The 26822-nt window shown below is 65.7% G+C and carries 28 protein-coding genes; 13 read left to right on the plus strand and 15 right to left on the minus strand.

What is annotated here, in order from left to right:
- Window positions 1-20: 20 nt before the first annotated feature.
- Genes H3Z74_RS18995 through H3Z74_RS19005 form a run of 3 tightly spaced genes read right to left on the minus strand, consistent with a single transcriptional unit; the run spans window position 21 to window position 2693 of the window.
- Window positions 21-1223: a glycosyltransferase gene (locus H3Z74_RS18995; protein WP_187761114.1), complete on the minus strand. Its 1203-nt coding sequence runs from the start codon at window positions 1221-1223 to the stop codon at window positions 21-23.
- Between the two features lie 4 nt (window positions 1224-1227).
- Complete coding sequence (locus tag H3Z74_RS19000) at window positions 1228-1770, minus strand: DUF2141 domain-containing protein (protein ID WP_187761115.1); 543 nt, start codon at window positions 1768-1770, stop codon at window positions 1228-1230.
- Window positions 1767-2693 (minus strand): hypothetical protein, encoded by a 927-nt coding sequence (locus tag H3Z74_RS19005; protein WP_187761116.1) that lies wholly within the window; start codon window positions 2691-2693, stop codon window positions 1767-1769. The genes H3Z74_RS19000 and H3Z74_RS19005 overlap by 4 nt, the downstream gene beginning before the upstream one ends.
- 192 nt (window positions 2694-2885) lie before the next feature.
- Between H3Z74_RS19005 and H3Z74_RS19010 the strand changes: the two genes are divergently transcribed.
- The gene (locus H3Z74_RS19010) at window positions 2886-3974 is read left to right on the plus strand and encodes a glycosyltransferase (protein WP_187761117.1); all 1089 of its coding nucleotides are present in this window, start codon (window positions 2886-2888) and stop codon (window positions 3972-3974) included.
- 3 nt (window positions 3975-3977) lie between these two features.
- On the opposite strand, the gene maiA is transcribed toward H3Z74_RS19010, so the two are convergent.
- The 6 genes from maiA to pyrE are packed head-to-tail and all read right to left on the minus strand — an operon-like array spanning window position 3978 to window position 8372.
- Entirely contained in the window at window positions 3978-4607 is a 630-nt protein-coding gene (gene maiA / locus H3Z74_RS19015) for a maleylacetoacetate isomerase (protein ID WP_187761118.1), read from the minus strand.
- Window positions 4604-5698, minus strand: a complete 1095-nt coding sequence (locus H3Z74_RS19020) for an AI-2E family transporter (protein WP_187761119.1) — start codon at window positions 5696-5698, stop codon at window positions 4604-4606. Before H3Z74_RS19020 ends, maiA begins: the two co-directional genes overlap by 4 nt.
- Entirely contained in the window at window positions 5695-6597 is a 903-nt protein-coding gene (gene lepB, locus H3Z74_RS19025; protein ID WP_187761120.1) for a signal peptidase I, read from the minus strand. The genes H3Z74_RS19020 and lepB overlap by 4 nt, the downstream gene beginning before the upstream one ends.
- Entirely contained in the window at window positions 6597-7022 is a 426-nt protein-coding gene (gene acpS / locus H3Z74_RS19030; protein WP_187761121.1) for a holo-ACP synthase, read from the minus strand. Before acpS ends, lepB begins: the two co-directional genes overlap by 1 nt.
- 43 nt (window positions 7023-7065) lie before the next feature.
- Window positions 7066-7794: a pyridoxine 5'-phosphate synthase gene (locus H3Z74_RS19035; protein WP_187761122.1), complete on the minus strand. Its 729-nt coding sequence runs from the start codon at window positions 7792-7794 to the stop codon at window positions 7066-7068.
- On the minus strand, window positions 7791-8372 hold the full coding sequence (gene pyrE / locus H3Z74_RS19040; protein ID WP_187764408.1) for an orotate phosphoribosyltransferase: 582 nt from the start codon (window positions 8370-8372) through the stop codon (window positions 7791-7793). Before pyrE ends, H3Z74_RS19035 begins: the two co-directional genes overlap by 4 nt.
- A 217-nt stretch (window positions 8373-8589) precedes the next feature.
- On the opposite strand from pyrE, the gene coxB reads away from it, so the two are divergent.
- The 3 genes from coxB (at window position 8590) to H3Z74_RS19055 (ending at window position 12539) form a co-directional block, all read left to right on the plus strand.
- On the plus strand, window positions 8590-9726 hold the full coding sequence (coxB, locus tag H3Z74_RS19045) for a cytochrome c oxidase subunit II (RefSeq protein ID WP_229726679.1): 1137 nt from the start codon (window positions 8590-8592) through the stop codon (window positions 9724-9726).
- A gap of 3 nt (window positions 9727-9729) precedes the next feature.
- Entirely contained in the window at window positions 9730-11412 is a 1683-nt protein-coding gene (gene ctaD / locus H3Z74_RS19050; protein ID WP_187761123.1) for a cytochrome c oxidase subunit I, read from the plus strand.
- A 101-nt stretch (window positions 11413-11513) separates the two neighbouring features.
- Window positions 11514-12539, plus strand: coding sequence for a glycosyltransferase family 4 protein (locus H3Z74_RS19055; protein WP_187761124.1), 1026 nt, complete (start codon window positions 11514-11516; stop codon window positions 12537-12539).
- Here the strand turns inward: H3Z74_RS19055 and H3Z74_RS19060 are convergent.
- The 5 genes from H3Z74_RS19060 to H3Z74_RS19080 form a co-directional block, all read right to left on the minus strand.
- A complete protein-coding gene (locus H3Z74_RS19060; protein WP_187761125.1) occupies window positions 12450-13739 on the minus strand; it encodes a hypothetical protein in 1290 nt (429 codons plus the stop codon). The two genes, H3Z74_RS19055 and H3Z74_RS19060, sit on opposite strands and share 90 nt — an antisense overlap.
- Window positions 13736-14731, minus strand: coding sequence for a hypothetical protein (locus H3Z74_RS19065; protein ID WP_187761126.1), 996 nt, complete (start codon window positions 14729-14731; stop codon window positions 13736-13738). The genes H3Z74_RS19060 and H3Z74_RS19065 overlap by 4 nt, the downstream gene beginning before the upstream one ends.
- A complete protein-coding gene (lanM, locus tag H3Z74_RS19070; protein ID WP_187761127.1) occupies window positions 14722-17643 on the minus strand; it encodes a type 2 lanthipeptide synthetase LanM in 2922 nt (973 codons plus the stop codon). Before lanM ends, H3Z74_RS19065 begins: the two co-directional genes overlap by 10 nt.
- Before the next feature lie 69 nt (window positions 17644-17712).
- Window positions 17713-18123, minus strand: coding sequence for a hypothetical protein (locus H3Z74_RS19075; RefSeq protein ID WP_187761128.1), 411 nt, complete (start codon window positions 18121-18123; stop codon window positions 17713-17715).
- 146 nt (window positions 18124-18269) lie between these two features.
- Entirely contained in the window at window positions 18270-18677 is a 408-nt protein-coding gene (locus H3Z74_RS19080) for a hypothetical protein (RefSeq protein WP_187761129.1), read from the minus strand.
- Window positions 18678-18777: 100 nt separating this feature from the next.
- Between H3Z74_RS19080 and H3Z74_RS19085 the strand changes: the two genes are divergently transcribed.
- Entirely contained in the window at window positions 18778-20022 is a 1245-nt protein-coding gene (locus H3Z74_RS19085; RefSeq protein ID WP_187761130.1) for a hypothetical protein, read from the plus strand.
- A 291-nt stretch (window positions 20023-20313) separates the two neighbouring features.
- Here H3Z74_RS19085 and H3Z74_RS19090 read toward each other — a convergent pair whose 3' ends face one another.
- Window positions 20314-20997 (minus strand): GNAT family N-acetyltransferase, encoded by a 684-nt coding sequence (locus H3Z74_RS19090; RefSeq protein ID WP_187761131.1) that lies wholly within the window; start codon window positions 20995-20997, stop codon window positions 20314-20316.
- A 97-nt stretch (window positions 20998-21094) separates the two neighbouring features.
- Here H3Z74_RS19090 and H3Z74_RS19095 point away from each other — a divergent pair, with 97 nt between their 5' ends.
- The 8 genes from H3Z74_RS19095 to thrC all read left to right on the plus strand — a co-directional run bounded on the left by H3Z74_RS19095 (window position 21095) and on the right by thrC (window position 26817).
- Window positions 21095-21988, plus strand: a complete 894-nt coding sequence (locus H3Z74_RS19095) for a heme o synthase (RefSeq protein WP_187761132.1) — start codon at window positions 21095-21097, stop codon at window positions 21986-21988.
- 4 nt (window positions 21989-21992) lie between these two features.
- Window positions 21993-22139: a hypothetical protein gene (locus H3Z74_RS19100; RefSeq protein WP_187761133.1), complete on the plus strand. Its 147-nt coding sequence runs from the start codon at window positions 21993-21995 to the stop codon at window positions 22137-22139.
- A 47-nt stretch (window positions 22140-22186) separates the two neighbouring features.
- Window positions 22187-22675 carry a cytochrome c oxidase assembly protein gene (locus H3Z74_RS19105; RefSeq protein ID WP_187764410.1) on the plus strand — a complete coding sequence of 163 codons (489 nt, stop codon included), beginning with the start codon at window positions 22187-22189 and terminating at the stop codon, window positions 22673-22675.
- 39 nt (window positions 22676-22714) lie between these two features.
- Window positions 22715-23638, plus strand: coding sequence for a cytochrome c oxidase subunit 3 (locus tag H3Z74_RS19110; RefSeq protein ID WP_187761134.1), 924 nt, complete (start codon window positions 22715-22717; stop codon window positions 23636-23638).
- Window positions 23635-24141: a DUF3291 domain-containing protein gene (locus H3Z74_RS19115; RefSeq protein WP_187761135.1), complete on the plus strand. Its 507-nt coding sequence runs from the start codon at window positions 23635-23637 to the stop codon at window positions 24139-24141. The genes H3Z74_RS19110 and H3Z74_RS19115 overlap by 4 nt, the downstream gene beginning before the upstream one ends.
- Window positions 24125-24514: a DUF983 domain-containing protein gene (locus tag H3Z74_RS19120; protein ID WP_229726680.1), complete on the plus strand. Its 390-nt coding sequence runs from the start codon at window positions 24125-24127 to the stop codon at window positions 24512-24514. The genes H3Z74_RS19115 and H3Z74_RS19120 overlap by 17 nt, the downstream gene beginning before the upstream one ends.
- A complete protein-coding gene (locus H3Z74_RS19125) occupies window positions 24511-25128 on the plus strand; it encodes an SURF1 family protein (protein ID WP_187761137.1) in 618 nt (205 codons plus the stop codon). Before H3Z74_RS19120 ends, H3Z74_RS19125 begins: the two co-directional genes overlap by 4 nt.
- A gap of 291 nt (window positions 25129-25419) precedes the next feature.
- Window positions 25420-26817, plus strand: a complete 1398-nt coding sequence (thrC, locus tag H3Z74_RS19130; protein WP_187761138.1) for a threonine synthase — start codon at window positions 25420-25422, stop codon at window positions 26815-26817.
- The last annotated feature ends 5 nt before the right edge of the window (window positions 26818-26822 follow it).

Below are 26822 nucleotides of genomic sequence, written 5' to 3' on the forward strand. Positions count from 1 at the left end.
CAGCACGAACGGAAGCTGAGTCAGGCGGCCTTGAGGATACCGCCTGCGCGCTTGGCCGCGACCAGCCCGGCATAATAGGCCATCAGTTCCTCAGTATGCTCGCGGTCGCTGCGCACCTTGCCGGCCGCCACCACCGCCGCGCGGCGCACCAGCTTGCGGTCGCGCGCATAGAAACGCTCGATCGCCGCAGCACAGGCCGCCGCGTCGCGCGCGGTGTAGAGTTCCGACGCCAGCGGATCGGCGATCTCGGCACAGCCGCCGGTGTCGGGCGCGATCAGCGGCAGGCCGGCGGCCATCGCCTCCGACGCGACCAGCCCGAACGGTTCGGCCTCCGATCCATGGACCAGCGCATCACAGCTCGCCATGATCCGGGCGAGCCGCTCGCGATCATAGACCGGGCGGAACATGCGGATATGCGGGCTGCCCGCAATGGTCTTTTCGATCTTGCGGCTGGCAACGCCAGTGCCGAGCAGGATCATGCCGACCGGAATGTTCGATCCCGCGCGCGCGACCGCGTCGGCGACCAATTGCCAGCGCTTTTCCGGGTGATGCCGGCCGAGCCCGAGCAGCAGCAATCCTTCGGGCGGCAGATCGCACTGCGCGAGCAAGGCACGACGCAGCTTCTCGTCACGGAAATCGGGGGAGAAGTGGCTGCGCTCGATCCCGAGCGGCATCGCGGCATCGATCCGTACCCCGCGCGCCTTCAAGCGCTTTTCGAGTGCCGGCCCGTTGGTGACGACCGCATCATAATTGTCGAGAAAGCGGCTCATGTAACGACTGTACCAGGCAAAGGCGCGCTCGATCCGGTCGTGCGGCGCGAGGCCCTCGAACCAGCGCAGCGCATAGGCCGCGACATTATCGTTATGCATGAAGAACACCTTGGCGGCGTCATGCCCGGGCTGGGGCTGCCACTGACCGACGATCCAGGCCGGACGCCAGGGCGACGACGCCTCGACCAGATCGGGCTTTAACTCGTCGAGCAGCCGGAGGATCGGATCGGCATCCCAGAACAGCCCGTAATTGCTGTCGAACGGCAGGCGCGATGCCTTGACGTAGATAATCTTGCCGCCGCCGGGGCGCTCCTCGACGAGGTTTTCGCGGCCCGCGGCAATGACGATCAGTTCATGGCCCAGATCGGCCATGATGCCCATCTTGCGGTCGATATAGGTGCGCACCCCGCCGCCGGTCGGCGAGTAGAACTCGTTGACGTCGACGATGCGCATCGGCTCAATCGCCCTTCATTGGCGCAAAACCACCGAGGCCGCGCAGGTATTGCGCGCGAATCTCGGTCGTCACCACGCCGTTGGGCACGTTGATCACCGCCTGTGGCAGTTTCGGGCGCGACCGGCCGAGCTTCTGGTTGCTCGGAAAGCCCGCTCCGTCGGACCAGAAGTCGAACTTGTTCTTGCCGTCGCGATTATGCGTGAAGAGCAGGGCGTAGCGGCCCGGGCGCGGCGCCCTGATGCACACCGACACCGCACCCGATTGCGGTGTCGCCACGCGCACGCGGCGAAAGAACTTGCCCTGCTTGATCAGGTCGCGATCGTCCTTGAGGAAATCCTCCTCCGTCGCGGGATAGAGTTCGAGCTTGAGCTCGCCGATGCGATCCTTGAGACCGATGATATTGGCGCGAATCGCCGGACCGCCGCCGGCGATACAAGCCGCGGCATCGCTGCCGATCACGCTCGCCTGCGCATCCGCGTCGATCGCCGGAAAGGCGGCCGCTGCCACGCCGAGCGCGGTCAATACGACTGCCAGTTGCGACTTCATATCTTCTTCCTCACCAGGCCGTACAAGCCGAACGATCCGATCAGAACGACATGGATCAGCAGGGTCAACGCCGCGCTGAATGCCACCAGTTCCGACAGGGCCTGATCCTGGCCGATGAATATGATCGCGAAGTTGGCGAAAAGAAGGTCTTTGTTCGGCACCAGTGGCAGGCGCGACACCAGCAGGCGAGCGGCGGCGAGGAACAGCCACATCCAGATCGATACCGTCGGCAGGGCGAAATGCCAGGCCAGCGCGATCAGGACCGAGCCCGCGGTCAAGCGGAGGCAATGGATCATGAAGACCCACCACAGGGTCTTGCGCGGCAGCGAAAAGACTTTTTTGGAAAAGATCAGGAAGGGCAGCGAAATTGCGAATACGACCGCCGCCGAGCCGCCCAGCGTCTGCAGTTGCGCTTCGCTGAGCAGATTGATGCCGAGCGGCAGGGCCAGCGCGATCATCAGCAAGGTGATGCCGTTGCCGGCGATCGCCGACAGGATGGTGACGTCCTTCACCGCACCGAACGGCGCTGCAATCATCTGCGCACGCTGCCGCGCCCAGGTATAGAAATAGGCATCGCCAGAATAGCCGATCACCACTTCGTTCGCGATCCGCTTCTTGAGCAGTGCGGCATAGCCTTGCCCGATCGGAATCCCCCATAATTTGCGGAAGATGATCAGATCGCCGGTCGGCGGCGACATGTAGAGCAAGCCGAAAAACAGATAGAATAAGGGGCTCGCGGGGACCATCCGGCTCAGCCCGGCCAGCCCGGACCCGAACAGTTCGTGACCCAGGCCGATGACCATTGCCACCGTCAGTATCGCGCCGATGATCGTCGGCCAGCGGCTCTTGATCGTCTGAAGCGGCTCAAGCCCCGCAAGGTCGGGGGCAAGCGGCAGGGAAGCCTCGGCGATGCTCGTGCTCATGGAAGCTCCACTGGTGGGGATGGTCACTGAGGAAAACGTCCGCTGTTATCGCACAGTTCCAAGACGGAGCACTGCGCGCATAGCCGTATAATTGCCGCACCGCAACATGGGATGCGGCAGAGCGAAATCAAGCAGGGGTCCAATGGGGATTTCCTTTGACGCCCGGCAGCGTCTCGGGAAGTGTCCCGGTTCATGCCCGTCTCCTCGTCCGCCACCGCCCGACACATATTGACCTATGCCCAGTCCTGGCGCGGCGGCGGCGTGGAGCGCGTGCAATTACGACTGCTGCGCGATTGGATCGCGGCGGGACGACGCGTGACATTGCTGATCGGCGATCCGAGCGGCCCGCTCGCCGCCGAGGTACCGGACGGGGTCGAGACGATCGCACTCGGATCGGCCAGATATCGACATCTGTTGGCCGCCGTGCCGCACCAGGTTGCGCGGTTGCGGCCCGACCTGATCTTTTGCCCCGGCAATCATTATACCAGCATCGCCGCCGCGACCCGGCTGCGGCTCGGCCGTGCTTGCCCGGCGATCGTCGCAAAAGTCTCGAATGCACTGGTCCGGCCGGACCAGCATTTCCCCGTCGCGCAAGGCTATCGTGCGTGGCTGCGGCTGCATCCCCGCTTCATCACCCATGTCGTGGCGATGACATCGGCAATGGCCGGCGAAGCTGCCGTCGCGATGGGCATGCCCGCCGGCCGGATCAGCGTCATCCCCAACCCTCCGGCCCGCGCGATACCGGGCGCGGTCATGCCTGGCTTGCCCGACGGCCGCTTCCTGCTCGGCGTCGGCCGGCTCGAGCCTCAAAAGCGTTGGGAGCGGTTGATCGACGCCATGCCGCACTTGGCCGACCCGGCGATTGCGCTCGTCATTCTTGGCGAAGGCGGTCAGCGGCCGGCGCTGGAGGCACGGATCGCGGCGCTTGGCCTGGGCGATCGCATCAGCCTGCCCGGCCATGCCGCCGATCCGCTCCCCGTCATCGCGCGCGCGACGGTGGCGGCGTTGGTCTCGGATTTCGAAGGCGTGCCGGGCGTGCTGCGTGAGGCGCTGGCGCTGGGCACACCGGTCGTCACGACCGACTCGACCGTCGCTGTGCACGAAATCGTGACCGGCCCGACGCTTGGCACGATCGTACCGGCGGGCGATGCGGCGGCGTTGATTGCGGCGCTCGACCACTGGCTCGCGCCGGGCCGCGCCCGCCCCGCTCCGGTGCCGCAGCCGGGAGAGGCTGCCGGTGAAGAGTATCTGGCACTGTTCGACGGGCTGGTCGGACGATAGTCCTCAGGCGGTCGGCCTGACCCGATCCGGATGCGCCGCCGCGATCTCCGGCACGGCCGCTGCCGCCGCATCCGCCGCGACCAGTTTCGGATAGACTGCAAGATCCATCTCCAGCCGCCGCGCATTGTACATCTGCGGCACCAGGCAGATATCGGCGAGATTGGGCGCCTCGCCACCGAGGAACGGCCCGTCCCCTGCCATCCGTTCGAGCGCGTCGAATCCCTCGTAAATCCAGTGTCGGTACCAGTCGTCGCGCGCGGCCTGGTCGGCGCCGAACTGGCTTTGCAGCCGCTTCATCACGCGCAGATTGTCGACCGGATGAATATCGGCGGCGATGACCAGCGCCTGGGCCAGCACATGCGACCGCGCCAGCGGGTCGCGCGGCACCAGCGGCGGATCGGGCCGGGTCGCGTCGAGATAGTCGATGATCGCAAGACTTTGCGTCAGCACTGCGCCGTCGATTTCCAGCGTCGGGACGAACCCTTGCGGGTTGCGCGCGAGATGCTCGGGCGCCCGTTGCAGCCCTTCGAGCAGGGCGATGTCGTGGCGCTCATAGGCGATCTGCTTCAGTTCGAGCGCGATGCGCACCCGATAGGAGGCAGAGGACCGCCAATAATCGTGCAGCAGGATCATGCCACTGTCGCTCCTGCCGCCTCCGCATCCTCCTCGTCGGAGCGCTCGGAGCTGCGTTCGAGCGCGACCTTGATCATCGCCGTCATCGGATCGGCCAGCGCCAGCCCCATCACGCCAAACAGCGCGCTGGCGAGGATCTGTGCACCCAGCGTCAGTGCCGGCGGCAGGTCGACGGTGCGCTTGGCAACCATCGGAATGACGACATAGCCATCGAAGGTCTGTACCGCGAAATAGGTGAAGATCGCCCACAGCCCGGTATCCACCCCGGCGCTGAAGCCGACCGAGACCATCAGCACGCCGCTGACGAACGCGCCGATATTGGGGATGAAGGCAAGAATGCCGGTGATGATGCCGAGCAGCATCGCCATCGGCACGCCGCCGAGCGCCAGCACGATCCAGGTCAGCACGCCTTCGAACGCCATGCCGGCGAGCCGCCCGGCAAGCAGGCGGCGCATCGTCACGCCCATGCGCTGCAGCGTGATGGCGAACTCGCGGCGACTGTCCATCGGGATCATCCACTGCACGCCGCGTTCATAGACTCTCGGGTCCATCGCCAGAAACAGGCCAATGATCAGCACCATGAACAGGCTGGTCAGTGCGCCCGCCGCCGTGCCGACAAAGGATGTGAGCCGGCCGACCGACCCCATCGCCTGTTGCAGGATGCTATTGAGGTCGGAACGCCCGGGCATGATGCCCATTTCCGACAGCCAATGGGTGACGCGATTAAACTGTTCGATCAGAGTCGATTGCAGCTGCGTGACTTGCTGCACGACCTGCACGCCGGTCAGGTAGAATGTCCCGCCGAGAAAGGCGACGGTCAGCACGACGACGATCATCAACCGCCAGCCGCGCCCGATCTTGAGCACCCGGCCGAGCAAGCGCACACCGCCATCGAGCATCGACGCGAACACCAGCCCGGCGAAGATGATCAGCAAGGGCTGAATCAGCAGGACGACCAGCGCCATCGCCGCGGCAAGACTCAACCAGACGGTCGCACGCTTCAGTTCCGCGCGGATGATCGGATCGCGCACCTCATGCGGGCTGGCACCGGTGACGAGTTCGATGCCGTCACGAGGGCGCTGATCGGTCATTTCTTTTCTTCCCGCGGATGCAGCGACGTGCCGGCGCGGCCCGACCGCAGCGACCCCCACCAGGTCAGGGGGTTCCAGGTCGCCGCGCCATCGAGCGAGAAGGTGATGAATTCGGCACGACCGCCGACATATTCCCACGGCACCGGGCCGCCGAGACCGAGGTCGGGCTCGCCGAGCCGGAAGCGGCTGTCCGAACTACGGTCGCGATTGTCGCCCATCAGGAAGACATGTTTGTCGGGGATGGTGATCGGGCCGTAATTGTCCCCCGGGCTGTCGGGCTGCAGGTCGACCGTCTCATAGCTGCGGCCATTGGGCAAAGTCTCGGTGACAAGCGGCAGACGGCAGAAGCTCGTGCCGTCCTTGTCGGTCTCGAGCGCGCCAGGATATTGGCCCGGGTCGCAGGTCGCGTTGGGATCGACCGGAATGCGCGCCTCATGCAGCGGCCCGCGCTTGATCGCGACGCCGTTCAGAAACACCACGCCGCCACGCACCTGCAGCCGGTCGCCGGGCAGACCGATGATGCGCTTGATATAGTCGGTCTTGGTTCCCGGCGGCGTGACGATGACGACATCGCCACGCTCCGGCATGCGACCGAACAGCCGGCCATGGAAAAAGGGCAGCAAATGAAAGGTCGGCGACACGAACGACCAGCCATAGGGATATTTGGTCACTACCAGCCGGTCGCCGACGAGCAGGCCCGGCAGCATCGATTCGGACGGGATATAGAAGGGTTTGGCGATGAAGCTGTGAAAGCCGAGCACCGCCAGCACCAGCCAGACAATGCCCTTGGCCTCATCCCACCAGCTGGTACGCGGCTTGCCGGCCTTTGACGGCGGCTCCGTTCCGGCCTCTTCCGCTATCGGCTGGTTTGCGTCCAACGCCAAATCCTCGGCCGCCATTACTCTTCCTTGCCATTATCGTGTTTGATCGCAATGGCCTCGATGATCACAAAGGCCTGCGCCCAGGGATGATCGTCGGTCATCGTCAAATGTACTGCCGCGACGTGGCCCGCAGGGGTTAACGCGTCAAGTCTCGCCTTGGCCCCGCCGGTCAGCGCGAGCGTCGGCGCGCCCGACCGCGCGTTGACCACGCCGATATCCTTCATGAACACCCCGGCCTTGAAGCCGGTACCGACCGCCTTGGAAAAGGCCTCCTTGGCGGCGAAGCGCTTGGCCAGCGTTCCGGCCTTGGTGAAGGGACGGCGCGCTGCTTTGGCCCGCTCGACCTCCGTGAACACGCGCAATTCGAAGCGCTCGCCGAACCGGTCGAGCGACGCCTGGATCCGCTCGATGCTGCACAGGTCGGAACCAAGACCGATGATCATCCTCTTGTTCCTCTTCGGGACGAGGGAGGATCGAGCAGGCCGCTCACCGGGCCACGTCCATCGCCGCGCGCATGGTGCGGACCGCCTCGCCCAGCCCGACGAACATCGCCTCGCCGACCAGGAAATGGCCGATATTCAGTTCGCGCACCTGCCGGATCGCGGCGATCGGGGCGACATTGTCATAGGTCAGGCCGTGGCCGGCATGAACCTCGATCCCATTCTTCGCCGCCAGCGCAGCGGCGTCCGCCAGGCGGCGCAATTCCTCGGTCTGCGCTTCCCCGCTCAGTTCGGCATAGCGCCCGGTGTGCAACTCGACGACCGGCGCGCCGAGCTTGAGCGCGGCGTCGATCTGCCGCGCATCTGGTTCGATGAACAGGCTGACCCGGATGTTCGCGTTTCTGAGGCTCGCGACCAGCGGCGCAAGATGATTGTGCTGGCCGGCCGCGTCGAGCCCGCCTTCGGTGGTGCGCTCCTCGCGCTTTTCAGGCACGATGCAGGCGGCATGCGGCCGGTGGCGCAGCGCGATCGCCAGCATCTCGTCGGTCGCGGCCATTTCCAGATTGAGCGGGATGGCCAGCGCATCGGATAACCGCGCGATATCATCATCGGTGATGTGCCGCCGATCCTCGCGCAGATGCGCCGTGATCCCGTCCGCGCCTGCATCCGCCGCAAGCAATGCCGCGCGCACCGGATCGGGATAGCCCGCGCCGCGCGCATTCCTGACGGTCGCGACATGGTCGATATTGACCCCCAGACGGAGATGATCGGTCATGCCGCGCGGCTTCCAGGCTTGATCGCCGTGATCGCCGCCAGCTCCGGGGGCAGCGCGTCGGCGGCATAAGTGGGCACCTCGAGCCGGATCAGCGGGAAGAAGGGCACGCCGAGATCGGCGGCACCATTCGACCGATCGACCAGCGCGGCCGCCGCAACGGTCACGCCGCCGGCCCGGCCGATCGCGGCGATCGCCTCGCGCGACGAGAGACCGGTGGTCACCACATCTTCCATCATCAGCACGCGTGTGCCGGGCGCAAGGCGGAATCCGCGGCGCAGTCCGAACACGCCCTCGGGCCGTTCGAGGAACATCGCCTCGACGCCCAGCGCGCGCGCCATCTCATGACCGGCGATCACCCCGCCCATCGCCGGCGAAACCACCGCTTGAATCGATTCGCGAACATCGTCAGGGAGTTGCGCTGCAACCGCTTCGGCCAGTCGCGCGCCGCGCGCCGGATCCATCAGGACGCGCGCGCATTGCAGATAGCGCGATGAACGCAAACCCGACGATAAAATGAAGTGCCCCTCGAGCAACGCCTCCGCGGCACGGAATTCTGCGAGAACCTGATCTTCGGTCATGGCTTTGGTCATGGCTGGGCCCTTTCGTCGCAGCTCAAATAGGGGGGTGGGCACCCCAAGCGCAACGTCATGGTCAAAAAAGCCGCTCGCAAGCTTGAGACACGCGAGGGTCGCGCGTATAGGCCCGTCATAAACGGGCGTATTCCCGCCCAGCGTCACCTTTCCAGCAGGGGTGACGTGTTCGCGGGGCCAAGATTTTTGGGCCAAGATTTCGGGGATGACGACATTGATGCGTATAACGGGGTTGAAATCGATCGTACTGGCGGCAGGCTTGCTGCTGGCAGGGGCTGGCCATGCCGCGCCGCCGGCAGCAACGGCACCAGGCGCGGCGACCGCGCCGACCGCGACCGCACCAGCCGTCACGGCACCGCAAGCAGCGCCCGCCGCCGCGACTGCCAAGCCGACCGATCCGGCGCTCGCCCAGGATGGCGCGCCGATCATGGCCCCGACCGCAGGCATCGGCCAGCCGGTCGATGGCCATTTGGGCATCCAGCCGCAGGTCACCAAGAATGGCGATACTGCTCATCGGTTCCACGACCATATTCTCGTTCCCGTGATCACGGTGATCTCACTGTTCGTCCTCTTCCTGCTGTTCTGGGTGATGTACCGCTATCGCGCCGCCGCCAATCCGGTGGCGTCCAGGACTTCGCACAATACCTTTATCGAGATCGTCTGGACGCTTGCGCCGGTGATCATTCTGGTGCTGCTCGCGGTGCCGTCGATCGGCCTGCTCCAGGCGCAGTACAAGCCGGCCCCGGCCAATGCGATCACGCTGAAGGCGATCGGCAACCAATGGTATTGGTCGTACCAATATCCCGACAATGGCGGGTTCGAAGTGACCGCCAACATGCTCAAGGAAAAGGCCGACGTCGCCGCCGGTGAGCGTTTCCGCACCGACGCCGACGGCCCCCGTCTGCTCGCCGCCGACAATCGCGTCGTCCTGCCGGTCGGTGTGCCGATCCGCCTGATCACCACCGCCAATGACGTGATCCACAGCTGGGCGGTACCCGCCTTCTGGATCAAGCTCGATGCCGTCCCCGGCCGCATCAACGAGACCAGCTTCACCATCGAGAAGCCGGGCGTCTATTTCGGCCAGTGTTCGGAACTGTGCGGCGCGCGCCACGGCTATATGCCGATCGCGGTCGAGGCGGTGACGCCTGAACAGTTCGCGGCTTGGGTCAAGGCCAAGGGCGGTACGCCCAAGGGCGCGAAGCCGGCCGCTGCTCCGGCAACCGCAGCACCTGCCGCGGCCGTCGCCAACACCACGGGTCCGGTCGAGAATGCGAGCCTGCCCGCCCCCACCACCACTCAGGGCGCGACGGCTAACACCGCCGCAGCCGGCACCGGACGCTAAGACATGACCGATACCGCCATTCATTCGTCCGCGTTCGACGCGCATGCCCATGGTCACGATCACGCGCATGACGGGGATCACAAGCCCGGTTTCTTCGCGCGCTGGTTCATGTCGACCAACCACAAGGATATCGGCACGCTCTATTTGATCTTCGCGATTACCGCGGGGATCATCGGCGGTTCGATTTCCGGCCTGATGCGCGCCGAACTGATGCATCCCGGCATCCAGTATCTCAACACCTGGGTGCATTATCTGCCCGGCGGCGAAGCGGGTCTCGATCACTCGCTGCATCTGTGGAACGTTCTCGTCACCGCGCACGGCCTGATCATGGTGTTCTTCATGGTCATGCCGGCGATGATCGGCGGCTTCGGCAACTGGTTCGTGCCGATCATGATCGGCGCGCCGGACATGGCGTTTCCGCGCATGAACAACATCTCGTTCTGGCTGCTGGTGCCCGCCTTCACGCTGCTGCTCGCGTCGCCGTTCTTCGGCGGCGCGGGCAATGGCTGGACGCTCTACGCGCCGCTTTCCACCTATGGCGAGCCCGGGCCGTCGACCGACATGGCGATCCTGTCGCTCCACCTCGCCGGCGCCAGCTCGATCCTCGGCGCGATCAACTTCATCACCACCATCTTCAACATGCGCGCGCCGGGCATGACCCTGCACAAGATGCCGCTCTTCGTATGGTCGGTGCTGGTCACCGCCTTCCTCCTGCTGCTCGCGCTGCCGGTGCTCGCGGCCGCCATCACCATGCTGCTGACCGACCGCAATTTCGGCACGACCTTCTTCGATCCGGCTGGCGGCGGCGACCCGATCCTGTACCAGCATCTGTTCTGGTTCTTCGGTCACCCCGAAGTGTACATCATGATCCTGCCGGGCTTCGGCATCGTCAGCCAGATCATCGCCACCTTCTCGAAAAAGCCGGTCTTCGGCTATCTCGGCATGGCCTATGCGATGGTCGCGATCGGCGTGGTCGGCTTCGTCGTGTGGGCGCACCACATGTTCACCACCGGCCTCAGCGTGAACACCAAGATGTACTTCACCGCCGCGACGATGGTTATCGCGGTGCCGACCGGCATCAAGATCTTCTCCTGGATCGCGACGATGTGGGGCGGTTCGCTGACCTTCAAGACGCCGATGCTGTGGGCGATCGGCTTCATCTTCATGTTCACCGTAGGTGGCGTGACCGGCGTCGTGCTCGCCAATGGCGGCGTCGACGATTACATGCAGGACACCTATTATGTTGTGGCGCATTTCCACTATGTGCTGAGCCTCGGCGCGGTGTTCAGCCTGTTCGCGGGCTTCTACTACTGGTTCGCGAAAATGTCGGGGAAGAACTATAACGAGTTCCTCGGCCAGCTGCACTTCTGGGTGTTCTTCGTCGGCGTGAACGTGATGTTCTTCCCGATGCACTTCCTCGGCCTGCAGGGCATGCCGCGCCGCATGCCCGACTATACTGACGGCCTCGCGCACTGGAACTATATCGCGACCGTCGGCTACATGATCATGGGCGCGTCGATGATCATCTTCTTCGTCAATCTGTTCTGGTCTCTGGCCAAGGGCAGCAAGGCGGTCGACAACACCTGGGGTGAAGGCGCGACGACGCTGGAATGGACGCTGTCCAGCCCGCCGCCCTATCACCAGTTCGAGACGCTCCCGGTGATCGACGACGGCGATCATCACTGAGACCGACGGGTCCCTAAAGCAACGAAACGCCCCGGTGATGAGCCGGGGCGTTTTGCTTATGGAGCGTTGCGAAGACCGGGCGGATAGCTACGGTGGGCGGGATGATCCCGTCGCCGCCAGTCCCAAGCCGGATGCTGTTCATTCGCAGCGTACGGCGGCCGACTGGCGGCAACATCAAGGTCCGCGATTATTTCACGCACGCGGCGGCGCATCCCGGCATCGACGCGACGATCTGGTTTCCGCCCTGCTCGAATCACCAGTCGAACGACATCTGGGCCGAGTTGCCGGCCGATCGTCTTGCCACAACGCCGACGATGGACGGCATCCGCTTCGTCTGTATCAACGGCAAGGACTGGTCGCTGCTGCCCGACGACACCGCCGCCGCGGAGATCATCCATTTCGTCCAGCACCCCGGCTATCTCGCCGACCCTGTGCTACGCGGCTATCTCGAACGGCCGGCGCGGCGCATCTGCACCACTCCGGCCCTAGCAGACCAGATCGCGCCGGTGGCGAACGGGCCGATCCATGTCGTGCCGATCGGCATCGACCCCGCCTGTTTCGCGCCGCGCCATCCGTGCAAGCGCCACCGCATCACCATTCTGGCCGCGAAACAGCCCGAGTTCGCGGCCCGATTGGACGAACAGTTGCGCGCGCGCGGTCACGAACCGGAGCTGCTCGACGGTCGCTGGCGCCCTCATGCCGAGCAGGTCGGCATCATTCGCGCCACCGATGTGCTGGTCGCGCTGCCCAGCCGGGTCGAAGGCTTCTATCTGCCGGCGCTTGAGGGGATGGCAGCCGGATGCATCGTTGTCTGCAGCGACGTCGCCGGCACGCACGGCCATTGCATTGCGCAGGAGACCTGCCTTCAGCCGCCGTTCGGCGATCTCGATGCGCATGTCGGGGCGGTCCTGTGCGCGATCGAGGATCAGGACCTGCGCGCTCGCCTGGTGCGGAACGGCCGCAAGATGGCGTCAGGTCATGGCATGCCAGCCGAGCGGCGCGCCTTCCATGCCGTGCTCGATCTGATACTCTCCGCCTCAGGCGACAAGCGCCGCGGCGGCGCTGAAAAATCCATGCTTGGTGTGCGTGCTGGGCGTGAGGCGCCGACCCAGCGCGCTCTGCCTTAGCCGCCACCCAAGATCCTCAAGCTCCGCAACCACCACTGCCGGATCGACCGGCGCTCCATCCACCGACCCGATGAATTCGAGCTCGACCTGATCCAGCGTCCGCCCATCGGACGCGAAACATTGATCGATGCTGATTAGATAAGCACGGCCGCCAGGCAGCGCGAAGGGCAGCTTGGTCTGAGTCTTTTCGAACATGGCGAGGCATGTCCAGCCACGCTCGGCGAGGAAGGACGCGATCGGCACCGCTGCGCCGTCGCGGTCGGTCGTGCGCGAGGCCGATGTATCGCGCAGCAATACGGCACCGAGCGCCCGGCTGTTGCGCTTGCGCTTTTCGGACAGTCGCCCGCACGGTGTTTCGACCACGGTGCAGGCATCGCTGCCCGGGCGGTCACGGCAGAGATGATAACGGCGCATCCGCTCGATCCGGTGCGGCGGCGGCAGGAGCGGCCGCACATCGCCAAGCGCCCGCATGGCATCGTCGACCAGCGCGTCATCGATCCCGCCCTGCAGGTCGAATTTAAGCTCGACTTCGGGGAACCCACCAGGTGCGGGAACGACCTTGTCGCGTAGCATATCCTGGAACAGCAGTTCGAGCGCGCGATTGGGTCGGCGCCTGACCAGATGGTCGGCAGCGACCGCGAGGCGCACATCATCGACCCAGGCCTGTGTCGGCCCCTTGAACTCGATCCGCGGCCCCAATTGCCCGACCAGCCTGACTTCCCCATCTGTAGCGAGCCGGAACAGATGCCGATCGAGATCGACCGTCACGCGTCGCGCCTCGGCCTCCGGGCCGGACGATGCGGCATCGGCCAGGCTGTGATGGATGCGATCCGATACCCGCACCGACAGTGGCCGATAGAGCGTGCCCGCGACCAATATCTCGCCGTCCGGCCAGCGCAGCGTTGCGAACCCGAGCGAGCACATCTCCCCTGATTGCGCCTTGCGTTGCAGCTTGCCGTGCAGCCCATCTCGCAACAGCACCGCGATCGCCTCGGCCGAGACAATCGCCAGGTCGTGATAGGCGCGAAGGCGGATGATCGCGCCGAGATCGATCTCATCGTCACGCGAGGGATGCAGAAATATGGTGATGGTGTGCCTGAACGGGCGCGCGATGACCGGAAAACGGGCCAGGCCGGCCCGCGCAGCGGCCAGGTCAGTCGCGAACAGGTCGCCGCGCCACTCGACCCGCATGTCACTCATGCCTGTCGTACCGCTCGCGGATCGCCGCGCACATAGAATGCCGCGAGATACGCCTTTGCCCGCACGTCGCCCTCGGGTTCGGCGACCAGCTTGAGATGTGCGACCGACCGCATCGCCCGCCCCTGCTCGGCCGGGCCGAGCAGCGCGTCGAGACTGCGCAGCGGTTCCGGCCAGGGTGGTCCATCCGCGTCCGTTTCGTCGGTCCAGGCGAGGATCGCGATGGCTTCGGCGGCGCTGCACAATTCATGCGTCTCGAGGCGGTGAAGCAACGCCGCCACCGCCTGTTCGGGCGGCGGCATATAGAGCTCGACTCCGATACGCGGCGACAGCGCGATGCCGAATTCCAGCGCGAGGATCAGCGATAATGGGAGGCCATCGACGATCGACAACAGACGATCGAGCGCGGCCAGCGGCCCGGCCCGACATCCCGCCGCCGCTGCATAACGGCGCAGCGGTGCGGCGGCCGATGCGCCGATATTGATCCGGATCGGCCGGCCGTCCCGGCCCAGCATCGCGCCGACATGGGTGATCCAGCTTTCGTCCGGCACCTGTGCCGCCGCGGCACCCATGAGCCAGTCGCGCATCGGCGCCGGCACTTGCCCAAGCAGGCCGGTCGCCAACGCAACCAGTGCCATATCCGCCAGCGCCGGGCTGGGCGACACCGTATAAAACAGAGCAGGTGCCGGCATATCACCGTGCAGATCATATTCCAGGCACAGCGCGCCCGGCGCGGCAGGTATCGCCGTCAGATCGAGCCCCGCGGGCAGATGGGCAGGGTGGCCGATGCTCAGATCGACGCGCCCGGCCTCATCACCCAGATGGCGTTCGAACAGCAGGAAGCGCGCCGGCGGCAGGCGCTTCGACACGGCGTGCAACCGGTCGAGCGCGACCGAACCGAACAGCGGCGGCACCAGCGCCGGCGCCAGGCGGTTGAGCATGGTCCCGACCGTCGGCGTCACGCCGGGAATCAATTCGCCCGGACTCAATTCCATGTCAGGACCGTGGGCAGCCGTCCCGGCACAGCGAGGCGCAGCAGACTATAGCCGATCCCGGCCAGACCGCTGAACAATCCCGGCTTCAGCGCATCGGGTGCATCGTTGACGTCGAGCGCGAACGATCCGGTGTCACGCCAGCGCGCAAGGCGAGCCAGTGCGATCGCGGATGCCTGGGCCTGGAGCATGGGTCGATCGAGCACGCGTCCCGCCTCGGCCAGGAAATCGAGCCGCCCGAAATTGCCGCAGCACAGATGATCGATCGGACCGACACCATTACCCAAGGTCGCCGCGATCGCGGCGTCGACCTCCTCCAGAAACTGCGGATCGGCATGGAGGTCCAGCATGGCAAGGCGCGCCACGCCAATGCCCGGCGCGCCGTGGCACCACATCATCGAGCAGGGCGGCCGGCCGGTCTCCGGCTCTGGCGGGAAGCGCAGGTCCGGCCAGTTGCCCGCCGCCGTATCGAACAGGCTGCGCTCGAACGCGATCGCCTCGCCGGCGGTGCGTCCGAACGCCGCATTGCCGGTCGCATGGGAGAGTCGCGCCAGCGCGAGGGCAAAACCGGCAGCACCGTGCGACATGCCCGGCGCGCGCGACACTTCGGTCCATTGCTGCGTCAGGCGCCGGCCGGCGGCGACGGCCCGATCGATCAAGTCCGGCGCACCAGTACGCTGATGCAGCGTGAGCAGCGAGACGATTGCGCCGGCCGTGCCGTACAGGATGTCGGCATGAGTGTCGGCGGCGATCGCCGCATCGTCGATCGCGCCGGCGATCCGCGTCGCATCGTCGAGCAGCGAGTCGTCGCCAAGCAGATCGGCGCAGCGGGTCAGCGCATACACTAGTGAGCCGAGACCGGCGCCAGCACCAATCCCGGTAATCCGCCCGGCCGCCGCATCCGGCCCATGCGGATCGAATGCACGGACCGGGGCCAGTGCCGCATGCGCTGCGTCGCGCAGGTCATCGCGCCGGCCGAGCCCCGCAGCGGCGGCGAGGAACAGCGCAATCCCGGCATTGCCCTCATAAAGCCCATGGCCCAGGCGCTGCGGTGCGTAGCAATCGGCCGCCTTGTAATAGTGCAGCCCGATCCACTGCGCGTTTCCCCGATCGAGGCCATGAGCGCTGGCGACGATCCGGTCGGCGATATCCAGCGCAGCCTGTGTCAGCTCATCCGACCGATCGCCCGGCTCCGGAATCGGCACCAGCGTGCGATCGCCATCGACGGTCCCGCGCCGGGTTTGCGTCGCCGCGACGCTCGCACCGATCAGCGCGATCTGCCGCGCAAGATCGGGCGTGCCGAGCCGGTCGAACCGTTCCAGCATATCGGGATAGGCGCGGCGCAACCCGGATGCGTCGACCGTTGCGCCGTCGCATGCAGTCACCGTCACACCCGAGGTATCGACCGCGAAATACGGGATGTCGCGCCGCTCCAGCGCGGCAATCTCGGCCTCGCGCAGCCGGGCCCAATGCGGATCGGTAGCATCGACCAGCACGGGCAGCTGTTCGAAATGCGCGCGGTAAGCAGCGAAGCTTTCCAGGCAATGCGGTACCAGGCTCTTCTGCAGCATGGTTCCGTACTGCATCGTCCCGCGCAGCACGAACCGCGCCCGCGCCGCGCCCAGCGCGCGAAGTTCGTCCGATTCCTTCAACGCGCCGCGCCGCTCGACCAGATTCCGGTACATCGCGGCAAAGCCATCGCTCAACGCGTCGAGATCGATCGCGGGACTGTCGGAAGCCTCGGCATCGGGCATCACCGGCTCACTCGCCAGCGTCATCGCGTCGGTATTGAGGGCGCGCCAGCGCTGACGCGCGAAATTGCCGCGCACCGCGCCGCGCCACCCAAGCGCGCTGACATCGCAGGCCCCGTCGCCTTCGGGTGCATGGATCCAATAGGGCAGCAGACCCGGGCGGACGACGCTGTCCCATTCCCAGGGATCGCCGAGATGGGCGCGATCGACCGGCTGGCCGGATAGCGCCGGGTGCAATGCGGTCTCCGCATCGATCATCACCAGCTCGCCGCCGCGGACGATGAAATTCTCGAAATGGCAATCGGTCGCGCCGAGCAGATACAGCACCGCCAGCAACCGCCCCGACGCTGTGTCGAGCTCTCGCTGTTCCGCAGGCGTGGCGGGCGCGACCGGCTCGATCGCCTGCATCCAGCCATAGTCGCCGCGCAGCAGAAAGGCCGGTCGGGTCGCGGATGGTTCGCAGCGCTGCCAAAAGGCGTGAAATGCGGCATCAAGCGCCAGATCGCGCGGCTTGTAGACGATCGACAGGCCGGATTCGAACGCGAAAATCATCACCGAACGGCCATGGCGATGCGGATCGGACAGGGTCAGATGGAGCGACCGGATCGCACCCGGATCGCCTTCGCCGCCCAGTATGCGGACGATCGCAGGAAGATCGGCGAACAGGCGCCCCGCCGCCTCGACCAGATGATCGTGGAAATGGCCCGTCTCGGTATCGAGGACATGAGCGAAGACCGGATGGCTGAGCCGCAGTCGCTCGAACCCGCCGGCGAGCATGTCCGCGACGAAGCCGTCATAGCGGACCCGCGACGCGCCTTCCTCGGGATTGGCCGCCCGAACCTCGCCATCGAGGAAGCGCGACAACAGGGTGAATCCCGGCGGGCGGCAGTCGTTGAACGCGCCCAGCAGCATCGGCACGCTGCACGACACCAGACGGTGGAGCAGCGAGCGCTCGATCATCCCGATCGCCGCGGGCGCCAGCCGCTCGGCAAAGGCGGGATGCGCCTGCCCGAGCGTCGCCAGCAATGCATCCACCGTCCGGCCGACCAGCGGCGCCAGGACTTGCTCGAACGGCAATGGCATGGCTGGATCGACGCCCGGCAAGATGCTTGCCGGGCGGGTGGAGGCGGACAGGATCGGCGCCTGCGTCATCATGTCAGGCATGACCGATCAACCATCATCGGGCAACGCCGTCCGGCCCCGACGGGAAGGCCGGAGCGGCGCGATCAACCGTCAGCGGCAACTCGAATTATAGGGATTTGCCGTGCACAAGTGCTGGCAGGTGTTCCCCAGGGTGCAGCCATTGGTCTGCGAGCTGGGCGGAGGTTCGGTGCCGACATTGGCGGCGACGACGTCGTCGCGGCGCTTGACAAAGGCCTTGCACTGCTCGGGCGTGATTTCGACATTGTGATCGCTGGCGATGCCGACCAGCCGCTTGAAGAAATCCTCCACATCCTCGGCGCCGTGCAGAATGCCCTGCAACCCCGGGCTGGCCGCGATCTTGCGCTTCAGGCCGAGCAGCAGGTCGTTCATATCGTCGCTCAGGCCGTGAGCGTCGGGTACTGCTTGCCCCGCCTTTTGCGACGCGGCGCTCGCCGCGGCGGCATGCGGGTCGGTCGAAGGTTTCTGTTCGTCACCACTCATCGCGTGCATCCCCTGTTGCCAGATACCGGCCTAGATCGTCCGTCCGGGCGTCGGCAGTTCGTTACGCATAGACAATGTTTTGGCGTCGAGCGAGTCGCAGATGGAACCACTCGCGATGCAATTCGCCGTCCCGGCCAGTCCGGCCGTCAGCAGGCCGAGTTATAGGGATTGTTGGTGCACAGCGTCTGGCAGGTATTGCCCTGGGTGCAGCCATTGGTCTGCGAACTGGCCGGCACCTCAGCACCGAGATTGGCGGCCACCACATCATTGCGGCGCTGCACGAACGCCTTGCACTGCTCCGGGGTGATTTCGACATTGTGGTCGGCACCGATGCCGACCAGGCGCTTGAAGAAATCCTCGACATCTTCGGCAGCATGGAGCGTGCTCTGCAATGCCGGGCTGGCCGCAATCTTGCGTTTCAGGCCGAGCAGCAGGTCATTCATATCGTCGCTCAGGCCGGCATCGCCGGGCACGGCCTGCCCGGCCTGTTGCGACGCCAGATTCGCGGCGGTGGCATGTGGATCGGTCGATGGCGTCGAGTCGTCGCTGCTCATGGTCTGCATCCCCCTGTTGCCGCCACCATCGGCACGTGTTTGTACTCGCTCCGGCGGTTCGTTACGCATAGACAATGTTCCTGCACCGATCGAGTCATAGATGAGCCTGTTGGCGAGGCGCCTGCCGCTCGACCCGCCGAAGCGCGACCTGGCCGAGATCGATGCCCCGGAGGGGGTTGCCGGCCAGCTGGTGCGGGTCGCCACGGCGCGGGTCGTCCTGCTCGATCACGCCCTGCTCGCCCATGACCTGCCGGCCCTGTCCGACGCCGCGCTTCGTGCCGTCGACCAAGATCCGGTTGCGGCGCGCGAGGCCTGGATAGTGGACCATGCCGGCCTGGTCTCGCCGACCCAGGCAGCCCAGACCGAGGTCAACACGCCGATCGCCACCATCGGCGCACCGCGCCCGGCATGGCGGCCGCCGCGCTATGGCCGCGCCGCCGTGCTGCGTACCGAGGGACCCGGGAGCGCCGACCATCTGCTGCTCGACCTGAAAGGCGTTGGTCGCGGTGCGGGGCATGTCCCGGCACGCGCGCATCATTCGTCGGGACTTTGCTCGCTTCGCGAGGCACTGCGCGAAGTGCTGATGGAGGCAATCATCGCCGCGATTTTCGCGCGCGCCGCACCGGATCTGTGGACGGTGCCGACCTATGCGGTGCTCGATCTCGGTTTCGATGTCCTGACTCATCGCGGCGAGCAGCTGCCCGCCGCCGTGCTGGTGCGCCGCGCCCATGCCCGCGACCAGGACGAACCGGTTCTGCCCTGGCGCAGCTCGACCGGCGAGCGGGTTCGGCTGGAAATCGAGCTGCTGCTGCGCGCTTATGGTCTGACCAGCAGTAATGCCGGATCGCGCCACCATCTTCAGGCGACAGCGGATGGGTCGCGCATTGCCTATGTCGATGGCGCCTTCGAACCAGTCGATCCGGGCATCCGGGCCAAGGTCGAGGCGGCGCTTGACGGAACGGACGCCGCGACTTGCGACGGCATCAACATTCAACTCGCGCGCTTCGACCGGCAGGCGGGGGTTCGCGCCCGGCTGGTCGATTTCGGCCATTACGAAGTCCGCCGGCGGTTCGACCGCGCACTGGTCAGCATGGTGTGCGACGCACCGCATCGCTGGGGCGCCTATCTGGCCCGAGGCGATTCGCCTCAGCCGGACCCCGTCCTGGCAGCGCCGCTCAAACATTGGGCACGGGAAGAAGCGGCAGCGGTCGGCGGCCTCTCGCGCGCCAGCTCCGATCCGCCGACACTCTGGGCGGACGCGACCGCCCGTGCGTTTCGCGCCGGGGAGATGTCGGGCAAGGACATTGCCGATGCGATCGCGCAAGCGGCGAGGGAGATCGGTTAGGATGGAAACCCGGGACGGCTGTCGCGTCCGCCGATGGCTCGGGCTTCGCCCCTGTTATCCCCTGTTTTCGGCGTTGTATTTTCCCGCCCCTGTTAAGTTGGATTCGCCTGCCGAATTACGCGTTTGTTTTCAGCACCATGACTGGTCCAGCCCCTGTTATGGAAACAGGGGTGAAACAGGGGCAACAACAGGGGCCGTGCGATCAAAACAGGGGCGACGCTTCGCGGCCATGTGAAAGAGCGGAACAAGAATAGCGGGCGGCATCTCGTCCGACCGTCGCTGTGCGGCATCTCACCGCGCGATTGAATCGCCGCCTGCCACCATGCCAATGGCATCCACGATGCCGGCGGAGGAAAAGAGCATCCCCACCTCCCAGCCCATCGTGGCGTAAAGCGCGCGTCCTTCTTCGGTGGCCACGAGCAGCTGGCGCGATTGCGGCGACCGTCGCGCCGCGCCGAGCGCGGCCATGACGGCGCGGCCAAGACCTTTCCGGCGATGCCCGGCATCCGTCACGATGCGGTCGTATATGAACAGCCCGTCCCATTCCGCGGCGAAGCCATTCGCCGCGAGATCGCCGCGGTCGTCGAGGATGCGGATTTCAGTGGTCGGACCGTCGGCATGAATTTCCATCCGATAGCCCGGCGACAGCCCAGCGGCTGCAGGCGTTGCGTCGGAGGTCATGACATAGCCGACCGGAGACAGGCGCCAATGTGCGGGGAGCAACGCTGCGAGCTGCTCCGGAGGACCGCACAGCTTCAGAAAGACAAGCGGCGCGGTGATCGATCGGCCCAGCTCGACCAGTCCCGGCCCGGGCCGTGCGAAGACGTATCGCCGCATCTCGGCGGGCAGATTGGTGTCGAGTCTCAGGCCGCCCTGGTCACGGACAGGCTGGGGAAGGTTCCGCGCTACGGATCGCGCGCGCAACCAGGATTCGATCAGCGACGGATCCATCGCAGCGTCGGGTTCGGAAGGCATGCCAAAGGCTAGAATCACGTGTCATCCAATGCAATGGCCGGCCGGCAAACGCAGCACTTTCCCCAGCCGTCCCAGCGGCCTATAGGCGCTGGCAATCATGACCTCCGCGACTCTCACCTTGCCCGCCGACTGGCGCGACTTTCTTGCCCTGACCAAGCCCCGGGTGATGAGCCTTGTCGTGTTCACCGGCCTATGCGGCATGCTCGCGGCGCCGGTGACGATCGACCCGGTGCTCGGCTTCACCGCGATCCTGTGCATAGCGCTCGGCGCGGGTGCCGCGGGCGCGCTCAACCAATGGTATGAATCCGATATCGATCTGGTGATGAAGCGCACCGCCGGCCGGCCGCTGCCCGCCGGGCGGATGGAGCGCCAGTCGGCGCTGCATTTCGGCGTCGGGCTCGCCGCCTTTTCGGTGATCCTGATGGGCCTGGCGCTCAATCTCGTCGCCGCCGCGATCCTGACCGCCTCGATCCTGTTCTATGTCTTCATCTACACGATCTGGCTGAAGCGCCGCACGCCGCAGAACATCGTCATCGGCGGCGCCGCCGGCGCTTTTCCGCCGCTGATCGGCTGGGCCGCCGCGACTGGCGACGTCGCGACCCTGCCGATCCTGCTGTTCGCGCTGATCTTCCTGTGGACGCCGCCGCATTTCTGGGCGCTCGCGCTGTTCATGAAGACCGATTATGCTGCTGCCGGTGTGCCTATGCTGCCGGTCGTCGCGGGCGAGCGCACCACCCGGGTGCAGATCGGGCTCTACACCCTGCCGATGGCGGCCGCCGCGATCGCGCCCTGGCCGCTTGGGCTGGCGGGCGAGCTTTACGGGATCGTCGCGGTCGTGACGACTGCGGTGTTCGGCGCAATGGCGTTGCAGGTCGCGCTGCGCACCACCAGCGCCGGCGATACGATGCGCCCGGAAAAGCGCCTGTTCGCCTATTCGATCCTCTATCTGTTCATTCTCTTCGGCGCGCTCGTCGTCGATCATTGGATCTGACATCATGCCCGACCTCCAGTCCGATACCGACAAGCTGATCCGCGCGCGCCAGCGCTCGCGCGCCACCGTCATGGGCCTGATCCTCGGCGCACTGGTCATCCTGGTGTTCGCGATCACCATCGTGAAGATCAAGGCGGGGATGCCGCATTGACCCCGCCGGTCCGCACCGCATTGCTTGCCGGGCTTGGCGTTTGCTTCATGACCGGGCTCGGTTTTGCCAGCGTGCCGCTCTACAGCATGTTCTGCGAGGCGACCGGGCTCAACGGCACGACACAGCGCGGCCTGGTCGCACCAGGAGCAGTCGCCGGCGCGGGCCGCGTGCAGATCGACTTCGATACCAATGTCAGCGCGAAGCTGCCCTGGAAGTTCGCCGCCGAGCATCCCTCCGAGACGGTCGATGTCGGCGCGCGCGACATGGCTTTCTTCACCGCCACCAACACATCGAACAAGCCGGTGACCGGAACCGCGACCTTCAACGTCACTCCGGCCCAGGCCGGGAAATATTTCACCAAGATCCAGTGCTTCTGCTTTACCCAGCAAACGCTGAAACCGGGGGAGACCGCGCGCATGCCGGTGATCTTCTTCGTCGATCCGAAAATGCTCGATGATCCCGACGCGAAGGACATCAAGACAATCACGCTCAGCTATACATTTTACCCGGTGGATTCCGGCGGCGGCGCAAGCTAGAGCACCTACGAACAGCCTATCTCAACAAGGGACCGACGCATGGCCGGCGCCAAGAACCACGATTACCATATCCTGCCACCCGATATCTGGCCGATCGCCGGCGCCTTTTCGGCTCTCGCCATGGCGGCGGGCGCGATCATGTGGATGCATGGCGGCCATGTCGGCAAGCCGAACGGTGGTGGCATCGTCTTCTTCCTGGGCGTGGCGGGCGTGCTGCTGACCATGTTCAGCTGGTGGGCGAACGTGATCAAGGAAGCGCATGCCGGCGACCATACCCCGGTGGTGCAGCTTCACCTGCGCTACGGCATGATCCTGTTCATCGCCTCCGAGGTGATGTTCTTCGTTGGCTGGTTCTGGGCATTCTTCGACTTCTCGCTCTTTCCCGCCGCGATCCAATATGCGGATGGCGCGACGAGCGTGATCGCCGATGCCGCCGCCGGCGCGGCGCACTGGCCGCCCAAGGGCATCGAAGTCATCAACGCCTTCGAATTGCCGTTGCTCAACACGATCATCCTGCTGACCTCGGGCACGACAGTGACCTGGGCGCACCATGCCTTGATCCATGGTCAGCGTGGCGGTGAGAAGACCGGCCTGTGGGGCTTGCTCGGCGTGGGCGACCGCGATGGCGTGCTCAAGGGCCTGTGGCTGACCATCATCCTCGGCTCGCTGTTCACCTCGATCCAAGCCTATGAGTACATGCACGCGCCATTCCCGTTCAAGGGCATCAACTATGGCGCGTCGTTCTTCATGGCGACGGGCTTCCACGGCTTTCACGTGCTGATCGGCACGATCTTCCTGATCGTCTGCCTGGTGCGCGCCTATAAGGGCGACTTCACCCCGCGCCAGCATTTCGGCTTCGAAGCCGCTGCCTGGTACTGGCACTTCGTCGACGTGGTGTGGCTGTTCCTGTTCGTCACCATCTATGTCTGGGGCGGCTGGGGCGCGCCGGTCCACGGCGGGTGAGCGAGAGCTGGCACCTCGCGCAGGTCAATGTCGGGCGGTTCGTCGCGCCGCCCGGCGACCCGCGCATCGAGCCATTCATGGCTGCGCTCGACCGGATCAACGCCATTGCCGACGCATCGCCGGGTTTCATCTGGCGGCTGCAGGACGATAGCGGCAATGCGACCGCGATCCGGCCGACATCCGACCCGCTGTTCGCGGTCAACATGTCGGTGTGGCGCGATGCCGATGCGCTGTTCGACTATGTCTATCGCAGCGCGCACACGCCGGTCATGGCGCGGCGACGCGAATTCTTCGATCGCTTCGACGGTGCCTATCAGGCGCTGTGGTGGATTCCCGCCGGTCACATACCGACGATCGACGAAGCCCTGGGACGACTGTGGCGGCTCGACCGCTATGGCCCGACGGCTCAAGCCTTTACCTTCAAGGCGCGTTTCCCGGCGCCCGACGAGTCCGGCGTTCCGGTCGATCATCAACCCGATCCATGGTGTGTCGGCCGCGCCTGATCTCACCACGGCGCCGACGCCGGCCCAGGTCGCGATCAAGGGACTTTGCCCGCGGTGCGGCGCAAAGACGCTGTTCGCCGGCCTTGCCGCCTTCGCGCCGAATTGCCCGAATTGCGGTCTCGATTTCGACAGCTTCAATGTCGGCGATGGCCCGGCCGCGTTCCTGACCCTGATCCTCGGCGCGATCGTCGTCGCCATGGCGATCACCACCGAGCTGACGCTGCACCCGCCGCTCTGGCTGCACATGCTGATCTGGATCCCGGTGACCGCGGCCGGCGTGGTCGGATCGCTGCGCGCCGTCAAGGGCGTGCTGATCGCGCTCGAATATCGCAACGCCGCGCGCGAAGGCCGGATCAAGGGCGAAGACGCGTGAAGCGGATCCCGATCGTCGCCACCATCGTGGTCGGCCTCGCCATTGCGATCATGATCGCGCTCGGCATCTGGCAGTTGCAACGCAAGGGAGAGAAGGAAGCGCTGATCGCGCAATACGCCGCGAACCGGACGCTGCCGCCGATCGCCTTTCCCGCCATTCCGGTCGACGATTCGCTGCTGTTCCGCAAGGCTGGCGCCTTTTGCCTGGAGCCGGTCGGCTGGACCAATCGCGCCGGGCGCAACGCCAGGGGTGCGACCGGCTGGCGGCAGATCGCGCAGTGCCGGACCGGCGCCGAGGGCCCTGGGCTGACCGTGCAGATCGGCCTGGCGCGTACCCCCGACGCGAAACCGACATGGACCGGCGGCGAAGTGCATGGCTATATCACCCATGCCCCCGACGATCAGCCGCTGATCGCCTCGTTGATCGGGCGCGCGCATCCCAAGACGCTGATGCTGGTCACCGACACGCCGCTGGCCGGGTTCGACGCCAATCCCGAGCCTGACCTGTCGGCGGTGCCCAACAACCATCTCGCTTATGCCGTGCAATGGTTCGTGTTCGCGACCATCGCCGGGATCATCTATGCGCTCGCGCTCAGGCGGCGGATGAAGGCCTAGCCATCATGCTGGACCTGTTCCGGGATCCATTGCCCGGTATTCTCGCAAAGCTTTGATTTCGCCGTGGTGAAACAAGTCAGGGCCTATCTCATTCAAGTAAGGAAGTTTGTGTTCCCGCGAAGGCGGGAACCCAGCCTGGGCTCCCGCCTTCGCGGGAGCACAAAGTTCGGAGCAATGGTTTTCAACTATGCCCATGCCCTGGTGGAAAGGGTTGGTTCGGAGCCAGTTCGGGTGATGAAGCAATGACACACAACTTGTGACTCTGCGCCCACGCCGCTAGTCGCCAAGGCCATGCGTTACATCAGCACCCGCGGCACCGCGCCAGCCCTTGATTTCCAGCAGGTCACTCTGGCCGGCCTTGCCAGCGATGGTGGGCTCTACCTGCCCGAGAGCTGGCCGACCCTCTCGACCGAGACGATCGCGGCGATGCGCGGCATGTCCTATGTCGATACCGCAGTCACGGTGATGGCGCCGTTCGTCGCCGGCGTGCTGAGCGACGACGAACTGCGCGCGCTGTGCACTGAAGCCTATGGCCGTTTCTCGCATGCCGCCGTCACGCCATTGGTCCAGCTCGACCAGCGCCACTGGCTGCTCGAACTGTTCCATGGGCCCACGCTCGCCTTCAAGGACGTCGCGCTGCAGCTGCTCGGGCTGTTGTTCGAGCGCTTCCTCAGCGGCTCCGGCAAGCATGTCACGATCGTCGGCGCGACCTCGGGCGATACCGGCTCGGCGGCGATCGATGCGCTTGCCGGGCGCGAGGGCGTCGACGTCTTCATGCTCCATCCCAAAGGCCGCGTGTCCGACGTGCAGCGGCGCCAGATGACCACGGTGCTGGCGCCGAACATCCACAACATCGCGATCGACGGCAGCTTCGACGATGCCCAGGCGCTGGTGAAGGCGATGTTCAACTCGCCCGACTTCTCCGGCCGCTTCGCGCTGTCGGCGGTCAATTCGATCAACTGGGCGCGGCTGATGGCCCAGGTGGTGTATTATTTCTACGCCGCCGTCCGGCTCGGCGCGCCCGAGCGGCCGGTCGCCTTCTCCGTCCCGACCGGCAATTTTGGCGATGTCTTCGCCGGCTATGTCGCAGCGAAGATGGGCCTGCCGGTCGCCAAGCTGATCGTCGCGACCAACGTCAACGATATCCTCCACCGCGCGCTCGCCGATGGCGATTATTCGCAAGGCACCGTGGTGCCGACGCCAAGCCCGTCGATGGACATTCAGGTCTCGAGCAATTTCGAACGCTTGCTGTTCGACCTTGGCGGCCGCGACGGCATTGCCCTTGCCGCACAGATGGCCGGGTTTGAATCGAGCAAGGCAATGCGCCTGACCAATGCGCAGCGCGAGGGCGCGGCGGGACTGTTCGGCAGCGACCGGATCGACCTGGACGATATGGCGCTGGCGATGCGCTGGGCTTGCGAGAAGTCGGGCGAAGTGATCGACCCGCACACCGCGATCGGCCTGGCCGCCGCACGGCGTGCTGACCTCGGCGATGTGCCCGTCGTGACGCTGGCGACCGCGCATCCGGCCAAGTTCGACGACGCGGTCGAGCGCGCCACCGGCGTGCGCCCGACGCTGCCGGCGCGGATCGGCGACCTGTTCGAGCGGCAGGAACGCTATGACAGCCTGCCCGGCACGTTCGACGCAGTGACCGCCTATATCGCCGAGCGGGCGGTCTCGACGCGCTAAACGAA

It is taken from the genome of Sphingomonas alpina (assembly GCF_014490665.1).
GTDB classification, from domain to species: domain Bacteria; phylum Pseudomonadota; class Alphaproteobacteria; order Sphingomonadales; family Sphingomonadaceae; genus Sphingomonas; species Sphingomonas alpina.